The organism is Neotamlana sargassicola (genome assembly GCF_020523965.1).
GTDB classification, from domain to species: Bacteria; Bacteroidota; Bacteroidia; order Flavobacteriales; family Flavobacteriaceae; genus Neotamlana; species Neotamlana sargassicola.
Window position 1 is genome coordinate 191,777 of sequence record NZ_JAJAPX010000002.1, and the last position, 16,272, is coordinate 208,048.

At 32.2% G+C, this 16,272-nt stretch carries 14 protein-coding genes; 8 read left to right on the forward strand and 6 right to left on the reverse strand.

Annotated elements, in window-relative coordinates; all coding sequences use genetic code 11:
• Positions 1-228: 228 nt before the first annotated feature.
• Genes LG651_RS05620 through LG651_RS05635 form a run of 4 tightly spaced genes read right to left on the reverse strand, consistent with a single transcriptional unit; the run spans position 229 to position 5,383 of the window.
• Positions 229-1,716 carry a TolC family protein gene (locus LG651_RS05620; protein ID WP_226695175.1) on the reverse strand — a complete coding sequence of 496 codons (1,488 nt, stop codon included), beginning with the start codon at positions 1,714-1,716 and terminating at the stop codon, positions 229-231.
• A complete protein-coding gene (locus LG651_RS05625; RefSeq protein WP_226695176.1) occupies positions 1,676-3,043 on the reverse strand; it encodes an HlyD family secretion protein in 1,368 nt (455 codons plus the stop codon). Before LG651_RS05625 ends, LG651_RS05620 begins: the two co-directional genes overlap by 41 nt.
• Positions 3,044-3,048: 5 nt before the next feature.
• Entirely contained in the window at positions 3,049-4,713 is a 1,665-nt protein-coding gene (locus LG651_RS05630; protein ID WP_226695177.1) for a peptidase domain-containing ABC transporter, read from the reverse strand.
• Positions 4,703-5,383, reverse strand: a complete 681-nt coding sequence (locus tag LG651_RS05635) for a TetR/AcrR family transcriptional regulator (RefSeq protein WP_226695178.1) — start codon at positions 5,381-5,383, stop codon at positions 4,703-4,705. Before LG651_RS05635 ends, LG651_RS05630 begins: the two co-directional genes overlap by 11 nt.
• 202 nt (positions 5,384-5,585) lie before the next feature.
• On the opposite strand from LG651_RS05635, the gene LG651_RS05640 reads away from it, so the two are divergent.
• Together LG651_RS05640 and LG651_RS05645 are read left to right on the forward strand one after the other, a co-directional pair.
• On the forward strand, positions 5,586-6,710 hold the full coding sequence (locus LG651_RS05640) for an FIST signal transduction protein (RefSeq protein ID WP_226695179.1): 1,125 nt from the start codon (positions 5,586-5,588) through the stop codon (positions 6,708-6,710).
• Positions 6,704-8,455, forward strand: a complete 1,752-nt coding sequence (locus tag LG651_RS05645; protein WP_226695180.1) for an ATP-binding protein — start codon at positions 6,704-6,706, stop codon at positions 8,453-8,455. The genes LG651_RS05640 and LG651_RS05645 overlap by 7 nt, the downstream gene beginning before the upstream one ends.
• A gap of 7 nt (positions 8,456-8,462) precedes the next feature.
• Here the strand turns inward: LG651_RS05645 and LG651_RS05650 are convergent, their stop codons facing one another.
• A complete protein-coding gene (locus LG651_RS05650) occupies positions 8,463-8,906 on the reverse strand; it encodes a DUF1569 domain-containing protein (protein ID WP_226695181.1) in 444 nt (147 codons plus the stop codon).
• A gap of 46 nt (positions 8,907-8,952) precedes the next feature.
• On the opposite strand from LG651_RS05650, the gene radC reads away from it, so the two are divergent.
• The 6 genes from radC to LG651_RS05680 all read left to right on the forward strand — a co-directional run bounded on the left by radC (position 8,953) and on the right by LG651_RS05680 (position 14,539).
• On the forward strand, positions 8,953-9,651 hold the full coding sequence (radC, locus tag LG651_RS05655; RefSeq protein ID WP_226695182.1) for a RadC family protein: 699 nt from the start codon (positions 8,953-8,955) through the stop codon (positions 9,649-9,651).
• Positions 9,652-9,732: 81 nt separating this feature from the next.
• Complete coding sequence (locus tag LG651_RS05660; protein WP_226695183.1) at positions 9,733-11,034, forward strand: polysaccharide deacetylase family protein; 1,302 nt, start codon at positions 9,733-9,735, stop codon at positions 11,032-11,034.
• A complete protein-coding gene (locus tag LG651_RS05665; protein ID WP_226695184.1) occupies positions 11,024-11,713 on the forward strand; it encodes a YjjG family noncanonical pyrimidine nucleotidase in 690 nt (229 codons plus the stop codon). The genes LG651_RS05660 and LG651_RS05665 overlap by 11 nt, the downstream gene beginning before the upstream one ends.
• A gap of 52 nt (positions 11,714-11,765) precedes the next feature.
• Positions 11,766-12,290, forward strand: a complete 525-nt coding sequence (locus LG651_RS05670; protein ID WP_226695185.1) for a hypothetical protein — start codon at positions 11,766-11,768, stop codon at positions 12,288-12,290.
• A gap of 1 nt (position 12,291) precedes the next feature.
• The gene (locus LG651_RS05675) at positions 12,292-13,704 is read left to right on the forward strand and encodes a DUF5723 family protein (protein ID WP_226695186.1); all 1,413 of its coding nucleotides are present in this window, start codon (positions 12,292-12,294) and stop codon (positions 13,702-13,704) included.
• Positions 13,694-14,539 carry a hypothetical protein gene (locus LG651_RS05680; protein WP_226695187.1) on the forward strand — a complete coding sequence of 282 codons (846 nt, stop codon included), beginning with the start codon at positions 13,694-13,696 and terminating at the stop codon, positions 14,537-14,539. Before LG651_RS05675 ends, LG651_RS05680 begins: the two co-directional genes overlap by 11 nt.
• Positions 14,540-14,818: 279 nt before the next feature.
• Here the strand turns inward: LG651_RS05680 and LG651_RS05685 are convergent, their stop codons facing one another.
• Positions 14,819-16,102, reverse strand: coding sequence for a replication-associated recombination protein A (locus LG651_RS05685; protein ID WP_226695188.1), 1,284 nt, complete (start codon positions 16,100-16,102; stop codon positions 14,819-14,821).
• Positions 16,103-16,272 lie beyond the last annotated feature (170 nt).

Genomic DNA, 16,272 nt, shown 5'->3' on the forward strand with positions numbered 1-16,272 from the left:
TAAAAGATATAAAAAAGACTGTTTTTTTTTATCTTGAAATTTCTAAAGTGAAGAATAGAGCTAATAAGGCAATTATTAAATAGTTTAAATCTAAACTTAAAATGGTATCTAAAATTTTCATATCGAATTATAACTTGGTTTTGCCTCCAAAGGAGGACTAAAAAACGTTTGCTAAATTCTTAGGAATGATAAAGTTAGTTAATTTTTTGCTTTAAAAGTGTTCTTATTTTAATTTTCAATGGTATTTAAAATCTGAGCAAAATTAGCTTTTGTGTTTAAAACCTTATTTATAACATCAATACGTTTAAGTTCGGTTTCAATAAGTTTGGCTTCGCGATAGTTTATTAAAAAAAGTGAGCCTTCACCTAATTGAAACTTTTTTTCTTCGGCAATAACTAGTTTTTTGTAGTCATTAACTAAGTTTTCTACAATACCATTTTGGGTTTCGTAGGAGTTAATTTCTTGTTGTACCGCATTTATTTTGTTTAGTAAACTTACACGTGTAGCCGATAAATCGAAATTTATATCTTGTAATTTAATCTTTGCAAGTTTTAAATCGCCGCGCTCTTTTCGTAAAAATAAGGGTATGCCTACATTGATGCCGGCTTTGTAATTGGCAGTGTTTAAGGCGTTTATTTGCTCGTAATCGCTAGTTAAAAAGTTGTATTGTACATCAATTTTAGGGAGTAGATTGCTGGTTTTTAAACGTTTTTCAAGTACCAGTTGTTTTTGTTTAAACTCTAAGGCTTTTATTTTTGGGTGGTTTTCTAAAATACTATCAGTAACTTCTAAAATACTACTGTTTAAAACAGCATCAATTTTAATAGGAGAATTTTCATCGGGTTTTAAACTGTAATCTAGTTCAACCGGCACATTGTTTTCTAACCACAAATAATTAGAAAGTTCTAATTGAGACTTTAAATATTTAATACGCGATTTTTCTACATCAAGTGCTCTGTTCTTGTAATTTATACTTGCTTCAAGCGTATCTACTGCGGGTTTGTCGCCCGCTTCAAAACTTGAGATAACGTTGTTTAAGCGCTGGTTGGCATTTGCTAAATAATCGTTATAAACTTTAAATTCTTGATACGATTTTAGCCAATTAAAGTAGGTTGAAATCGCGTTGTAAAGTACTTCGTTTACAACAGAACGTTGTTTGTTAATGGCAATATTTTTATAAAGTTTAGCTTGTTTTAAGGTGGTCATGCGCTTATTGGCCAAAAAACCTTTAGCTAACGACATAGATACACCCACGCTATACAAACCATCTTCTGGAACCGTGGCTTCGGGGTTTAAATAGTAACCTTCATTATCTTCGTAATTTGCTTTAAGCTCAATACCATACCAAGTTGGTATTTTAAAAGCAGCGTTTAATTTGTTGTAATATTCGGTGCCTTTAAATTCTTTGTTGTTAAAATCGACTTGAACTTTAGGATCGAATGCGCCACGTGCTTTAAGCAATTTGGCTTCACCTTCGCTGGAGATAAGACGTGCTTGTTTTGCAATAGGATGAAATTGCTTAACAATACCTAAATATTCTTCTAAAGTAAAAATACTATCGTTAGTTATTTGTGCTTCAGAAATAAACACAGAACTAAAGAATACTATTAAACTTAGTGTTTTAAGAAGAAAAACGGAGGTGTTTTTAAACATCATTTGTATCATTTTAAAATGATTATTTTTCTTTTTTAGCGTCACTATTTTTTGAAGCTTCATGTCCAAAAGGGGTGTAAAAGTTTGGAGGGAAACCATTTATTTGTCGCCAAATTTCGTACCAAATTGGCACATCTTCAAGCAAGGCTATGGTTTGCGCACCAGAACCAACTCTTAAGGCTTGTGGCCAAGGTTCGTAATCTGGGTCACGAGTTATTAAAACACGATATAAACCTTGGCTGTTAGCAAAGTTTTCAATCGCAACAATAACGGCGCCATAGGTTCCGTAAGATACGTTTGGCCAACCACTAAAAACAATAGCAGGCCAACCATCGAATTGTACTTGCACGTGTTCGCCTAAATGCAATAGTGGTAAATCCATTGGCTTTACATACATTTCTACAGCCAAATCGTAGTTGGCAGGCATAATACCAACAAGTGGTTCGCCTTCTTTAAAGGTTTCGCCAATACCAGATTTTATGGCTTTGTTTATGTAGCCATCCTGTGGGGCGGTAATATACTGCAAGCTGTTTCGTTTCGTATAATTTGCTAAACTATTTTCCAGTTTAGATACCTGTGCTTCGGTATCTAGAGCACTCGATTGTGCGGTGTATAAATCGCTTTGCGCCTTGGCTAATTTATCGTTGTAAGAGGTAACAATGGTAGAAACGCTTAGCTCTGCATTAATAACTTCGTTTTTAGAGGCTAATAATTTGTTTTGTTGTGAAATTAATTTAGCATTGGCTTCTTGTAATTTGTTTCGAAACTCCTCTACATCTTTCACGGCTTTTAGGCCTTCTTCTTGTAGATTAACCGTTCGTTCAAATTGTGTTTGTGCAATAGTAGCTTTAATTTTTACCGCTTCTAAATCAATACTATCTGTTGTTACTTTTAATTTAGATTGAAGTAATTTGTTTTTTGCTTGTTCTAACTTTAATTTTTGTTCTTGTTTTAAGGCTGAATATTGATTGCGCAAGGCGTCAACTTTTGAATTATAAGAGTCTACAGAAGCAGATTTTACCCGAATTTGGTCGCTGGTGCGTTGGGTTAGTTGCTCATCGAAATAATCACTTTTTATTTCGGATATTTTAATAATAGTATCGCCTTTTTTAACGTAATCGCCTTCTTGCACAAGCCATTCATCAATACGACCCGGAATAGGGGATTGTAATGTTTGCGGACGCTGATTTGGTTTTAACGTCGTAACGTAGCCTTTACTGGTAATGTTTTGAGTCCATGGTAAAAGTAAAATAATAAGCACCAAAACAGAACTTACAATAAGTAAGCGCCTAAATAATTTATGCTGATTGGTATGCAACGTGGCTTTTCCAGATTTATAACTATGTAAATCGAGAAAATTTGAAACTTTATTTGTAGATATATTAAGCATAAGTTTTACGATTTAATAATTCGACCATCTTCTAAAGTTATATGCTTGTTACACATACGTTTCCAGAAATTAAGATTACTTACTACAATAACACTCCAAGGGTTTGATGGTTCGCAAATAAAACTGAATATTTTTTCAGATTCTTCTATGTTAAACTGTTTTAATGGTTCTTCAAGTATTAAAACTTTAGGCTTTTTTAATATTGCTCTAGCTAATAATATTTTAGCCGAAATAAAATAAGGTATTTGTTTGCCTTCAGGGTTTAAAAGGGTGTTAAGCCCCTTTGGTTGTTGTTTTAAAAAGTTTGTTAAACCAACGCGTTCTAATACTTCAAAAATGTCGTCGTCCGATATTTCTTTATTACCAAAGGTTAAGTTTTCTCTAATGGTTCCCTCGAAAGGTGTTTCTTCAGACATAACCATGCCTAAATGCGACCGGTATTTATTAATATGTAAGCTTTCTAAGGATAAATTATTAATAAATATATGGCCATCGGTTGGGGTTAAAACGCCAGAAATTAACTGTAATAATGTCGATTTTCCAGAGCCACTTTCTCCTTGTATTAAAATGCGATCTTTAGGTTCTATAGTAAACGAAATATCTTCTAAAATAGGTTTCTTTCTGTTTTCTACACGATAATCGGCATTATTTAGTTCTATGGTAATTGGTTTATTTTCAGATACTTCTTCGCCAGATTGTTTTTCAATTGATTTATCTACTACTTGTCCAAGTTTTTCTATGGCAGTTAATACATCGTAAAACGATTCTAAGCCTAAAATAAGTTTTTCAACAGATGCAATAATTAATAAGATGATGATTTCGGCAGCGACAAATTGTCCAATATTCATTTGTTGATGCAACACTAAATAACCACCAACAAGAAGTAGTCCGGCAGTAACAACCACTTTAAAGCCTATCATTTGTTTAAACTGAAGCACTAAAATACGGAAGTGTTTTTCACGAGAATCTACATAATCATAAACTAAATCGTCTGTTTTTGTTAAAGCCAATTTAGTTTTACCCGAAAGTTTAAAGCTTATAACGGTTCGTGCAATTTCCTCTAGCCAGTGTGCTACTTTGTATTTGTATTTCGATTCTTGTAAACTCGTATCTAAACCTTTTTGTGCGGTATATTTAAAAACAATAAAAATTAAACCTATTAGTAGTAAACCAAAAAGAATAAAAAATGGGTGATAAAAAGCTAATAGAATTAATGCGAAAATAATTTGAATAAACGCCGAAGGAATATCAATTAAAATTTTAGATAGTCCTTTTTGAATACTTAAGGTATCGAAAAAACGATTCGCCAGTTCTGGTAAATAGTAGTTTCGCATTTCGTTCATTTTAATTTTTGGAAACCTGTAAGCTAATTCAAAAGACGCTCTGGTAAAAATACGTTGTTGTATATTCTCAATAATTCGTATTTGAATTAGTTTTAAAATACCTGTAAAAGCAACGCCTGTGGTTACCAATATTACTAAAACTATCCATGAGGTAGATACTTGTCCGCCTTGTAATAGGGTAATAATAGCCTGAATACCTAATGGTAAAGTTAAGGCCAAAACACCTTCGAAAATAGCGAAATTGGCAACCTTAAAAATGTCTTTCTTTTCTAATTGTATTAAACCTAAAAAGCGTTTCCAGGGTGATAGTACGCTGTTATTTTTCATGCTTTAACGTGTTAAAGATTAAGTTTGTATAAAACTTAGTTACAGATGTCTTTTCGTTACAGTTGGTAATATTTTTAAAATGATTTTTAAAGAAGTGCTGTTGTAAGGCGCCTTCAATAATGGTGTTTGCTAAACTTAATGGGTATTTATAAGTGGTGTTAAAATCTGAAATTAATGAAGCAAAGCGTTTAACTACACGTTTGTAAGGCATAAAAAAACCTTCTTCGTTTTCGTTATCTACCTCGTGTGTTAAATACACTTTGGCATTTTCGTTAATTACAATTTTATTAAGTAAAACCTCATTAATATGTTCGAAATTGCTGTCCTCCTTGGTGGTGCGAGTTAAAACAGCAATACTTTTTTTTAATTTTTTTTCTGGGTTTTTTAACGCAAAAGTTTCTAACACGAGTTGGTATTCTATCCAAACCCAATACCATGAAGTTAAATACATAAGTAAATGGTGTTTGCTCTCGAAATACCTGTAAATAGAGCTCTCGTTAGAATTTATAGCAGCGCCAAGTTTTTTAAAAGTGAACTGCTCAAACCCAAGTTCATCAATTAGTAAAATACTATGTTTTACAATGCGTTTTCCTAAATTAGAAGTTTCAGGGTCTTTTATAAATATGCCTTCGGGCACCTCAATTTTAAAACTTTCCAGTAAATCTATCATTAAAAAATAATAATGGTATACATTACAAATTTAATAGTAATACTTTTAATATTGCGTTAATTAATATTAAATTTTGTTAAAGTTTTATCGACTATTTTATAAGTAAATTATTAAAATTACAGATGTTTGTATGAAAAAAATCGGTTAAAGTGTAATTTTTTCACGATAAAAAGCTATATTGCAACAGTTTTGATTATCTATTATGAAAGTAGACCAACTATTATTGTCTGAAAATAACTGGAAAACTAAATTAAGCTCGATTAATTTTAATCCTCAAGTATTCTTATGTTTTGTAGCAAATTCATTTGAGAGTAAAGAGTCTGTAGTTCAATTTTTAAAAGCAAGTTATCCTGATGCTTTAATTGCTGGTTGCTCTACTGTTGCAAGCATTAGTGGTGTTTCAGTAAGTAATAGAGATATGTGTGTAACAGCCATTAAATTTGATAATTCGACAATAAAAAAAGTTGCGGTTAAAATAGATAGTATATGTGGTAGTGAAAATGCAGGTGAGGAAATTGGAAAAAAACTTTATAACAAAGATTTAAAACATGTTATTGTTTTTAGCGATGGTATTAATATAAATGGATCTGATTTAGTTGTTGGTTTAAAAAAGAAACTTCATAACGTGAGTGTATCTGGAGGTTTGGCCTCGACTAATATGGAGGATAATAAAAATTTTGTAATTAATGACGATGATATTGTTGCTAAAACGGTTGTTGGTATTGGATTTTATGGAGATCGTTTAAAAATAGGAAATGGTTCTCAAGGAGGCTGGGGTAGTTTTGGAGTTGAGCGTTTAGTTACAAAATTTAATAAAAACATCCTGTACGAAATTGATGGAGTTCCGGCCTTAACCATGTATAAAAAGTTTTTGGGCGATAAACTAAATGCGTTTTTAAAAAAGCCAGATTTAACTTTTTCATTTAGTATGAGAAATGGTAATAGCGAGACTCGTACAGTGCGCGCTATTACAGGAGTGAATGAGGATGATCAAAGTTTAATTTTAGGAGGAAATATATACAACAATGCCTCTGTACGACTATTAAAAGTTACTGTAGATAGATTGATTAATGGGGCTGAAGCTTCGGCTATTGCGGCAAAATTAACCGATAAAACAGAGCTTGCTATTTTATTTAGTTGTGTAGGTAGAAAAAACTTTTTAAAACAACTTGTAGAAGAGGAGGTTGAGGTTGTTAGCGACATACTTGGAGAAAATACTTGTATGACTGGATTTTATGCTTTTGGAGAGATAGGGCCTTTTAAAAATTTATCTACTTGCGAATTACATAACCAAACTATGACTATTACAACCATAACAGAATGTTAAAAAATAACCAACATAGACTACTAATAAGACAGCTTAAAAAAGCGGATTTAACCGAATTTAAGGATGAACGATTTTTAAAGTTTTTAAATCTAATTAATGAGGCCTATATAAATTATGACGAGGACATAAAATATGTAGAACATGTTTTAGATAAAAGCTCCGAAGAACTTTTTAAAGCAAACCAAAAGCTAAAAAAAGAGAGAGACCAAACAAAAACACAACTGGAAAATATTGTTGCTAATGTTGGTGGAGTAATTTTTGAAACGGATTTAAAAGGTAATTTTACCTTTTTAAATGATGCCTGGAGAAAATATACTGGCTACACCGTAGAAAGCTCAATAGGTAAAAGTTTTCGCGAGTTTTTAATTGAAGAAGATATAGATAAGATTGGAAACTTAGAAAAAACGCTTTTGTACACTAAATCTGCATCAAAAGAATTTATTTTTAAGTTTAAAAAAGACGAAAAATTATTTTGGTTCGAAGTAAAATCTAACCTAATAAAGGATGATTTTGGAGAAGAAGTTGGTTATATAGGTACAATAATAGACGTTACCGATTTAAAACAAACCGAGATAGAACTTCAAAAAGCAAATGAGGCAAAGGATGATTTTTTATCAACCATGTCTCACGAAATTCGAACCCCACTAAACGCTGTTACGGGTTTAACCAATATTATGCTCATGGAAGATTACATGCCAGAGCAAGAAGAAAATTTAAAAGCACTAAAATATTCGGGAGAACATTTACTAGGTTTAATAAATGATTTATTAGATTTTAATAAAATTGAGTCCGGAAAAGTAGATTTGGTTGAGAAAACTTTTAATCTATCGTATTTTCTAGAAAATATTCAGTCGCATTTTGGTTTACGAGCTAAGAAAAAAGGTGTTGTTTTTAGTGTTGTAAAGCAAAATGGGGTACCTGATTTTGTAATTGGTGACGAGTTAAAATTAGCCCAGGTAGTTAAGAATTTATTGAGCAATTCTTTAAAATTTACAAAAAAAGGAAGTATTATTTTATGTGTAAATAATTTAGGTGTATCAGAAAATAAGATTGATCTTCAATTTAAAGTAAAAGATACAGGCATTGGTATTTCTAAAAATGTTCAAGAAACAATTTTTGATAGTTTTATGCAGGCCACTAAAGAAACATCTTTAAAATACGGAGGCACGGGTTTAGGGTTAGCAATTTGTAAAAGACTTTTAAACCTGCAAAAAAGCGATTTAAGTGTTGAAAGCGAACTTGGAAAAGGATCGGTGTTTTCGTTTAAAATTACCTATAAAGCAAGTAATAGATTATCGGTTTACAAGCCGGAATTAATTAAGCCAAAAACCGATTTTGCCCCCTTAAATTTAAAAGTTTTAATTACCGAAGACAATAAAATGAATGTTCTCATTTTAAAAAGATTCTTTAAAAAATGGGAGGTTATTTTTGAAGTTGCAAATAACGGCAAAGAAGCATTAGCCTATTTTAGTAAACCTGATTTCGACTTTGATGTTGTGTTAATGGATTTACAAATGCCCGTTTTAAATGGTTATGAAACAACAAAAGCCATTCGAAATTTATCCGATCGCGTAAAAGCAACCATTCCTATTGTTGCTTTAACGGCATTTGCACAAAGCGATATAAAAACCAAAACCAAAGCTTATAAAATGAATGATTTTGTTGGCAAACCATTTGCGCCTGAAAAATTATATAATGTGCTTTATAAATATTGTAAAAACAACATAAAACCGCTGTCTGTTTAAACTATTTTTAAGCTCCAAATTGTCGTAAATGATGATCGAGGTGTTTATATTGTAGTTGTCCCCACTGTTCGTTTGTAAAATATCCAAAAGCCGGATGCGGTGCCCATTCGGTTTTGTTACGTTGGCTATGTACTTGGTTTATTAAGGCTAATAATTTTGCTTTTTCCTCTTTTAAATGTTTGGTTTCAGTGGTCTTTAAAAATTTTGCTGTTGGTAAATTTTTTCGCCATGGTTTATCGTTGTAAAAAGATTTTTTAAAAAACAACTTAGCAATCCAACTTGAAGTCATTCCAAAGGTTTTATTTTGTAGCATTATATCTAATGGACCTTGGCAATGCCAAACCATTTGCCCAACATTCATTTTACCCCAAAGTGCACTATTATTATCGGTTAAATTGTTAATTCGAGTCTCTAATTCTTGTTTTGCGTCAGGGCTAAATATAGATTTCATACTACAGAATTTTTATTTCTAAAGTTACAATTTATATATTTATAAAATGCAAGAAAAATCAACTTCGTTTTCCATAAAAAATTGGAGTCAAGACGATCAACCACGCGAAAAATTACTGCATAAAGGTAAAGGTGCGTTAAGCGATGCCGAATTAGTAGCCATTTTAATTGGTAGCGGCAATCGTGAAGAAAGTGCCGTGGCCTTGTGTAAGCGTATTTTAGCCAGTGTAAATAATAATTTAAGCGAGTTAGGAAAACTTTCAATAAAACAACTCATGGCTTTTAAAGGTATTGGAGAGGCAAAAGCTGTAAGTATTTCTGCAGCTTTGGAGTTAGGACGTCGTCGTCGCGGAGAAGAGGCACTTCAAAAAAAACAAATTACATCAAGCCATTCGGTTTTCGAAATGATGCAACCCATAATTGGCGAATTACAACATGAAGAGTTTTGGATAATTTATTTAAACAATTCTAATAAAGTAATTCAAAAAAATCAACTTAGTAAAGGCGGTATAACAGGAACACTTGTAGATGTTCGATTGGTGTTAAAGCAAGCGCTCGAAGTTGGAGCTACGAGTTTAATTTTATCTCATAATCATCCATCAGGAACTTTAAAACCAAGCAGTGCCGATAAACAAATTACCGCCAAACTTAAAGTGGCAGCACAAAGTTTAGATATAAAAGTGCTAGATCATGTTATTATAACCGAAAAAGCCTATTTTAGTTTTGCCGACGAAGCCATTTTATAACCTATAATTAGCAAACTAACCTTAACCTTAAAAGCAAATTAAAACGGTTTAATTTGTTATTTTTAACCTAGAATTAATTTAATGCTTTTAGTTTACACTCATAAAATTACGCCACGATTAAAATATGTTTTTAAACATGTGTGTACGCGTATTTTAAAGGTTCAAGTTAGTTTTACTACAAAAATAGAAGATTTTATTGCGCACGACAGCTTAAAAATGTCTTATACCAAGCAGCCATTAAGTAATGAGTTTTTTATAAAAAGTCATGACATTTTATTCGAGCAAGGCTTAAGCGATGTAGAAATAAATGTGCAAGACTGGGAAAACACTAAATGTTTTTTTCCTAACGGAGAAAAAAGTGCCCTACCTTTCGATATTTTCGCAGCTTCGTTTTATTTATTATCGCGTTACGAAGAGTATTTACCTCATGTTAAAGACGCTTATGGGCGTTTTCCGTCAAGCGAAAGTTTAGCTTTTAATTCGGGTTTTTTGCAACAACCTGTAATAGATATTTGGGCTTATAAGTTTAAAAACGCCTTGCAAGAGCAATTTGCAGATTATAACTTTTTAGAACGAAAATATAGAATAAAACCAGTAATTGATGTGCCAACTGCGTATAATTATATGGCAAAGGGAATTGTTAGAACAATTGGTGGAACTATACGAGATTTACTTCATTTTAGGTTTAAAAGTTTATACGAAAGGTTTGCGGTTTTAATTGGTTTTAGGCACGACCCGTTCGATACCTTTAAGTATATAATTAACAGGCAACGGTATTCAAAATATAAGTTTCAATTCTTTTTTTTGTTAGGTGATTATTCTACGTTCGACAAAAGTATAAGCGTGAACAATAAAAAATTTGTTTCTCTAATAAAGCATGTGGCCGATTATTGTTTAGTAGGTATAAAAGTATCGTATTTTGCATTAAACGATTTACGACTTTTAAAGAAAGAAAAGTTAAGAATGGAAGATATACTAAACACGGCTTTACAAGCATCGCGACAATCTTTTTCTAAACTTAATCTTCCAGAATCTTATCGCAATTTAATTGAGTTAGAAATTAATGAAGATTATACTATGGGATACGTAAATACCATAGGGTTTAGAGCAGGAACATGTACGCCATTTTTGTTTTACGATTTAGATTACGAAATACAAACACCTTTGTTAATTAACGCCTACCATCTTATGGATTATGCACTTTTAAAACATAAATCTTTATTAGATAAAAAACAGGTGTTAAATCAAATTATAAACGAAGTAAAGCAAGTAAATGGAGAGTTTGTTGCTGTTTTTCATAATTATACATTTACAGACGAACCACGATGGCGAGGGTTTAAAGAATTGTTCAATTTAATATTAGATTCAGCTAATGAAGCTTAAGGGTATAACTGATGTGTTTTTCGATTTAGATCACACACTATGGGATTTCGATAAAAACTCGGCACTTACATTTCAAAAAATATTCAAAACAAATCAAATTACAGTAAGTTTTGATGCTTTTATAACAGAATATGTTCCAATAAATGAACATTATTGGAAGCTTTTTCGAGAAGGGAAAGTAGAAAAAGAAGCCTTGCGTTTTGGTAGGTTAAATGATGCTTTTAAGGCTGTTAATTATTCTGTTGAAGCTAAAACAATTTATAAATTATCAGAAGATTATATTACCTATCTATCTAGTTTTAATTACCTTTTTGAGAATACATTCGAAATATTAAAATATTTACAAACCCATTATACTTTACACATTATTACTAACGGATTCGATAAGGTTCAGCAAAAAAAACTAGTGAATTCTAACATTCATAATTTTTTTAAAACAGTTACAAACTCTGAGACTGTTGGAGTTAAAAAACCCGATCCTAAAATTTTTAATTATGCCATGCAAATAGCAAATTGTAATGGGCAACAAAGTGTTATGATTGGCGATAATTTTGAAGCAGACATTTTAGGAGCACAAGCTGTTGGTATGGAAGCTATTTATTTTAATAAAGCAGATATAAATCAACGAAATAATCTTAATAGAGTCAATAATTTAATTGAACTAAAGCAATTTCTATAATTAACAATAAACCAAGTTTTAAGTAGTTTATATATTTAAATTAATCGTATTTATGTTTAAAATCATTCCCTTTTTTATTGGTATTATTTTGTTAACATCTTGTACAGAAGAGGTGGATTTTAACCAAGCAAACCAAATTCAAATTTCACCAACCGTAGAGTTAAGCCTTGTTTACTCCCAAGCCGATGTAAACGATTTTTTAGTAAATGGGCAGGAAGTGGTAACCACAGAAACCGATTTTATTGAAGTCGATATTTTCAACGATCAGTTTATTAATGATAATGTTACAAAAGTTGATTTGCATTTTGAAACGGAAAACACTTTACCCAGAGAATTTCAATATGCAGTTAATTTTTATACCGAAACAGGAAATTATTTATATACCTATAGCTTTTCAAGTTTAGAAACTTCGCCACATATTGCCACTTTCGAAAATGATGATTTAAACATTATAAAAAATACATCCATATTAGAGTTTGTTATTTCTATGCTACCAGGTGAGGCATTAAACAGTGAAACTCAAGGCGCTATTTCTCTCAAATCAAAAGGAATATTTTATTTTAATATAGAAAGTTAAAATGAAGAATATTTTGTGGTTAGTAAGTTTTATAAGCGTGTTTTGCTTTTCGCAAAACAAGCAATTATTATATGGTTTTCCAGATATTCCTCAAAATTTACTGCTTAATCCTGGAGCCAATGTAAATCAAAATGGGCATGTTGGTATACCGTTATTGTCTCATTTTCATTTAAACGTTGGTACTTCAAAAGTAACGGTGTACGATTTATTTATAGATAACAATATAGATTTTAATACGAAATTAAGGACAGCTATTTACGGTACAACAAGTAAAGATTTTTTTACGGCAACTCAGCAATTAGAACTCTTTTCAGGAGGGTTTGCTTACGGTCCGAGTTTTAATAAAGATAAATACATAAGTTTTGGTTGGTATCAAGAAACCGATTTTATCTCATATATACCAAGAGACTATGCTATTTTAGCTTACGAAGGTAATGTTGGTAATACGAATAGAGTTTTTAATGTAGGTGATTTAAGTTTTAAATCAGAATTAATTTCTGTACTACATTTAGGTTTCAATAAAAAAGTTAACGATAAATTCACTTATGGCATTCGCGGTAAAATTTACTCTAGTATAGCCAATGTTTCTTCTACAGCGAACAAGGGTTCTATTGTAACGAGAGTTGGTGATAATAATTTATTGTCTCATACTTTTAATTTAGATATGGCGGTGCAAACCTCTGGTATTGCTAGTTTAATTAATGATGATAACTCTAATTTTAGTGAAGATATTTCAACCTTGCAAAAAAGGTTGCTTTTTGGAGGAAATTTAGGTTTAGGTCTCGATTTAGGGTTTACTTACCAAATTGATAAACAATGGCATGTCGACGGGTCTTTAGTCGATATTGGTTTTATTTCGCATAAAAAGGATGTTGAAAATTACGAGCTTAACGGCACTTATGTTTACGAAGGTATTGATCCGTTATTTCCAGAAACCGATGGAGAAACCGCAGATAGTTACTGGAGTGAAATTGAAGAAGAAATTGAAGAATTGTTTAAAGTTGATACCACCACCACACGTTACACTACATTAAGACCTGTAAAGTTAAATGCTTCTTTAAATTATGCGTTTGGAAAAAAACGCCTTAAAGATTGCGATTGCTTACAAGAAAATGGAGGCTATATAAATCGTGTTGGTGCGCATCTGTATGCAATAAAAAGACCAAAATCACCTCAGTTTGCATTATCTGCTTATTATTACCGACGTTTGTTTAACGGGCTCGATGCCAAAGCTACTTATACCATAGATAGTTATTCCTTTTATAATTTAGGTTTGGGGATTTCTACGAATATCTATGGATTAAATATTTATGCAATGGCCGATAATTTGCTTAATTTTAAGAATATTTATGATGCACGAAGTGTATCTTTACAATTTGGTATTAATTATATATTTAATAAAAATGAAAATTAAATTATTTTTTTTAGGAGTAAGTTTACTTCTTTGTTCTGTTGGTTATTCACAAAAAAACTTAAATAACTACAAATATGTTGTAGTTCAAAATAAATACGATTTCTTAAAAGAAGCAGATCAATACCAATTAAATTCGTTAACTAAATTTTTATTCGAAAAATATGGCTTCGAAGCTGTTTTAGAAGGTGAAAATTATCCAGAAGAGATGGCTTTTAATCGTTGTTTAGCTTTAAGCTCAGATGTTTTAAAAGATTCAGGTATGTTTAAAACCAAGTTGTCTGTGCAATTAAAAGATTGTAATGGAGCGGTGGTGTTTACTTCGCAGATAGGTGAGAGCCGCGAAAAAGAATATAAATTAGCTTATCATGAGGCTTTAAGAGATGCTTTTAAATCTATAGCGATCTTAAATCATAAATACGAGCCAAAAAAAGTGGTTAGTGCGCCAACACCAAAGGTAAAAAAAGAAGAAATAGCCACGGCTAACAATGAAAAAGAAGTGGCACGGTTAAAGCAGGAACTAGAAGTACTTAAAAAAGAGAAAGAAGCTTCAGCGAAGGCAGAAAAACCAATCGAGTCCCAACCAAAAAAAGTAGCACCAGTTGCAAAAAGCTTACCTGCTAAAGCTCAAATATTGTATGCTCAAGAAACACCAACAGGTTTTCAATTAGTAGACAGCACTCCAAAAGTAGTTTTCAAAATAAAAAAAACAGGTCGTAAAGATTTGTTTTTAGTAGAAGGCGAAGATTCGGTTATTTACAAACAAGACAATAAATGGATTTACGAGTACAATACCGATGCTGGCGTACAGCAAAAGGAGCTAAATATTAAATTTTAGGCTTTTAGTGTTTAGTAGGCATTAGGGCATTAGGCAATTGTTGCGTCTTGAATTTCTGTGTATGTATTGTTAGATGATTTATTCTTTTGTTAATAAAATATTTCTCTAATAGCACTATAATAATTCCATAAGTTTTAGTTTTTAAGAAACAAGAAACAAGAAACAAGAAACAAGAAACAAGAAACAAGAAACAAGAAACAAGAAACAAGAAACAAGAAACAAGAAACAAGAAACAAGAAACAAGAAACAAGAAACAAGAAACAAGAAACAACAAACAAACTAATACCCGTACTTATCCTTCCATCGTTCCTTTAAAAAACTACGATGCCCATTTTCACGAGCATTATTTCCGGGGTCGTAAAGTTTGGTGTTTTTAATTTCATCAGGCAAAAACTCTTGTTTTGCAAAATTGTTTTCATAGTTATGTGCGTATTTGTAATTATCGCTATAGCCCAAATCTTTCATAAGTTTAGTTGGGGCATTTCTTATTTCTAGAGGCACACTTAAATCACCAGTTTGTTTAACCAATTGCTGGGCTTTACCAATTGCAGCATAAGCCGCATTGCTTTTAGGCGAACAGGCCAAATAAGTAGCGCACTGACTTAAAATAATACGCGATTCTGGGTAGCCAATGGTGGTTACCGCTTGAAACGTGTTGTTTGCAATAACCAAAGCTGTAGGGTTGGCATTACCAATATCTTCACTAGCAGCAATAAGCATACGGCGGGCAATAAACTTTACATCTTCGCCACCTTCAATCATGCGAGCAAGCCAATACACTGCCCCATTTGGGTCGCTACCGCGAATCGATTTAATAAATGCCGAAATAATATCGTAATGCTGTTCGCCAGTTTTATCATAGCGCACCGTATTGTTTTGTACTTTTTGCAAAACTACGTCATCGGTAATAACCACATCGTCCGTATCAAACGAATTCACAATTAGCTCAAATATATTAAGCAGTTTTCTGGCATCGCCACCAGAAAGTCGCAATAATGCTTTAGTTTCTTTTAATGTTATATTTTTTTTCGATATGTATTCATCTTCAGAAATAGCCCGCTTTAAAAGCGTTTCTAAATCATCTTTATCAAAAGCATTTAAAATATACACTTGACAGCGCGAAAGTAATGCCGAAATAACCTCAAAACTCGGGTTTTCGGTAGTGGCACCAATCAGTGTAACCCAGCCTTTCTCTACAGCTTGTAATAGCGAGTCTTGTTGAGATTTACTAAACCTATGTATTTCGTCAATAAATAAAATAGGGTTTTTGGTAGTAAACAAGCCACCGCTGTTTTTGGCCTTATCAATAACCTCACGAACATCCTTAACACCAGAACTAATGGCGCTTAACGTATAAAACGGTCTACCAGATTGGTTTGCAATAATATTAGCCAAAGTCGTTTTACCAATACCAGGAGGTCCCCAAAAAATCATCGACGGAATTAAACCCTGTTTAATATGCTGTGTAAGCGTACCATTTTTACCCACCAAATGCTCTTGGCTTACATAATCTTCCAAGGTTTTTGGTCGTAATCGTTCCGCTAAAGGCTCGTTTGCATTCATAAATGTAAAATTACAGAAATTTTTAGGTTTTGGGCGTGCCCCTTCATATAATTACGGGTCGCGCTTTCCGTTGCAAGTCCTCGCTGCGCTGTGGGCTTTCCACTGCAATCGCTCACGCGGGCATACCTGCCAATTTAGCACATAAACCAAACTTGGATACTTTTTTGCTA

What these genes read in the sequence shown, in the direction of transcription:
- LG651_RS05620 (WP_226695175.1), bottom strand. Translation starts at nt 1,716, where the DNA reads ATGAAGCTTCAAAAAATAGTGACGCTAAAAAAGAAAAATAATCATTTT.
- LG651_RS05625 (WP_226695176.1), bottom strand. Translation starts at nt 3,043, where the DNA reads ATGCTTAATATATCTACAAATAAAGTTTCAAATTTTCTCGATTTACAT.
- LG651_RS05630 (WP_226695177.1), bottom strand. Translation starts at nt 4,713, where the DNA reads ATGAAAAATAACAGCGTACTATCACCCTGGAAACGCTTTTTAGGTTTA.
- LG651_RS05635 (WP_226695178.1), bottom strand. Translation starts at nt 5,383, where the DNA reads ATGATAGATTTACTGGAAAGTTTTAAAATTGAGGTGCCCGAAGGCATA.
- LG651_RS05640 (WP_226695179.1), top strand. Translation starts at nt 5,586, where the DNA reads ATGAAAGTAGACCAACTATTATTGTCTGAAAATAACTGGAAAACTAAA.
- LG651_RS05645 (WP_226695180.1), top strand. Translation starts at nt 6,704, where the DNA reads ATGTTAAAAAATAACCAACATAGACTACTAATAAGACAGCTTAAAAAA.
- LG651_RS05650 (WP_226695181.1), bottom strand. Translation starts at nt 8,906, where the DNA reads ATGAAATCTATATTTAGCCCTGACGCAAAACAAGAATTAGAGACTCGA.
- radC (WP_226695182.1), top strand. Translation starts at nt 8,953, where the DNA reads ATGCAAGAAAAATCAACTTCGTTTTCCATAAAAAATTGGAGTCAAGAC.
- LG651_RS05660 (WP_226695183.1), top strand. Translation starts at nt 9,733, where the DNA reads ATGCTTTTAGTTTACACTCATAAAATTACGCCACGATTAAAATATGTT.
- LG651_RS05665 (WP_226695184.1), top strand. Translation starts at nt 11,024, where the DNA reads ATGAAGCTTAAGGGTATAACTGATGTGTTTTTCGATTTAGATCACACA.
- LG651_RS05670 (WP_226695185.1), top strand. Translation starts at nt 11,766, where the DNA reads ATGTTTAAAATCATTCCCTTTTTTATTGGTATTATTTTGTTAACATCT.
- LG651_RS05675 (WP_226695186.1), top strand. Translation starts at nt 12,292, where the DNA reads ATGAAGAATATTTTGTGGTTAGTAAGTTTTATAAGCGTGTTTTGCTTT.
- LG651_RS05680 (WP_226695187.1), top strand. Translation starts at nt 13,694, where the DNA reads ATGAAAATTAAATTATTTTTTTTAGGAGTAAGTTTACTTCTTTGTTCT.
- LG651_RS05685 (WP_226695188.1), bottom strand. Translation starts at nt 16,102, where the DNA reads ATGAATGCAAACGAGCCTTTAGCGGAACGATTACGACCAAAAACCTTG.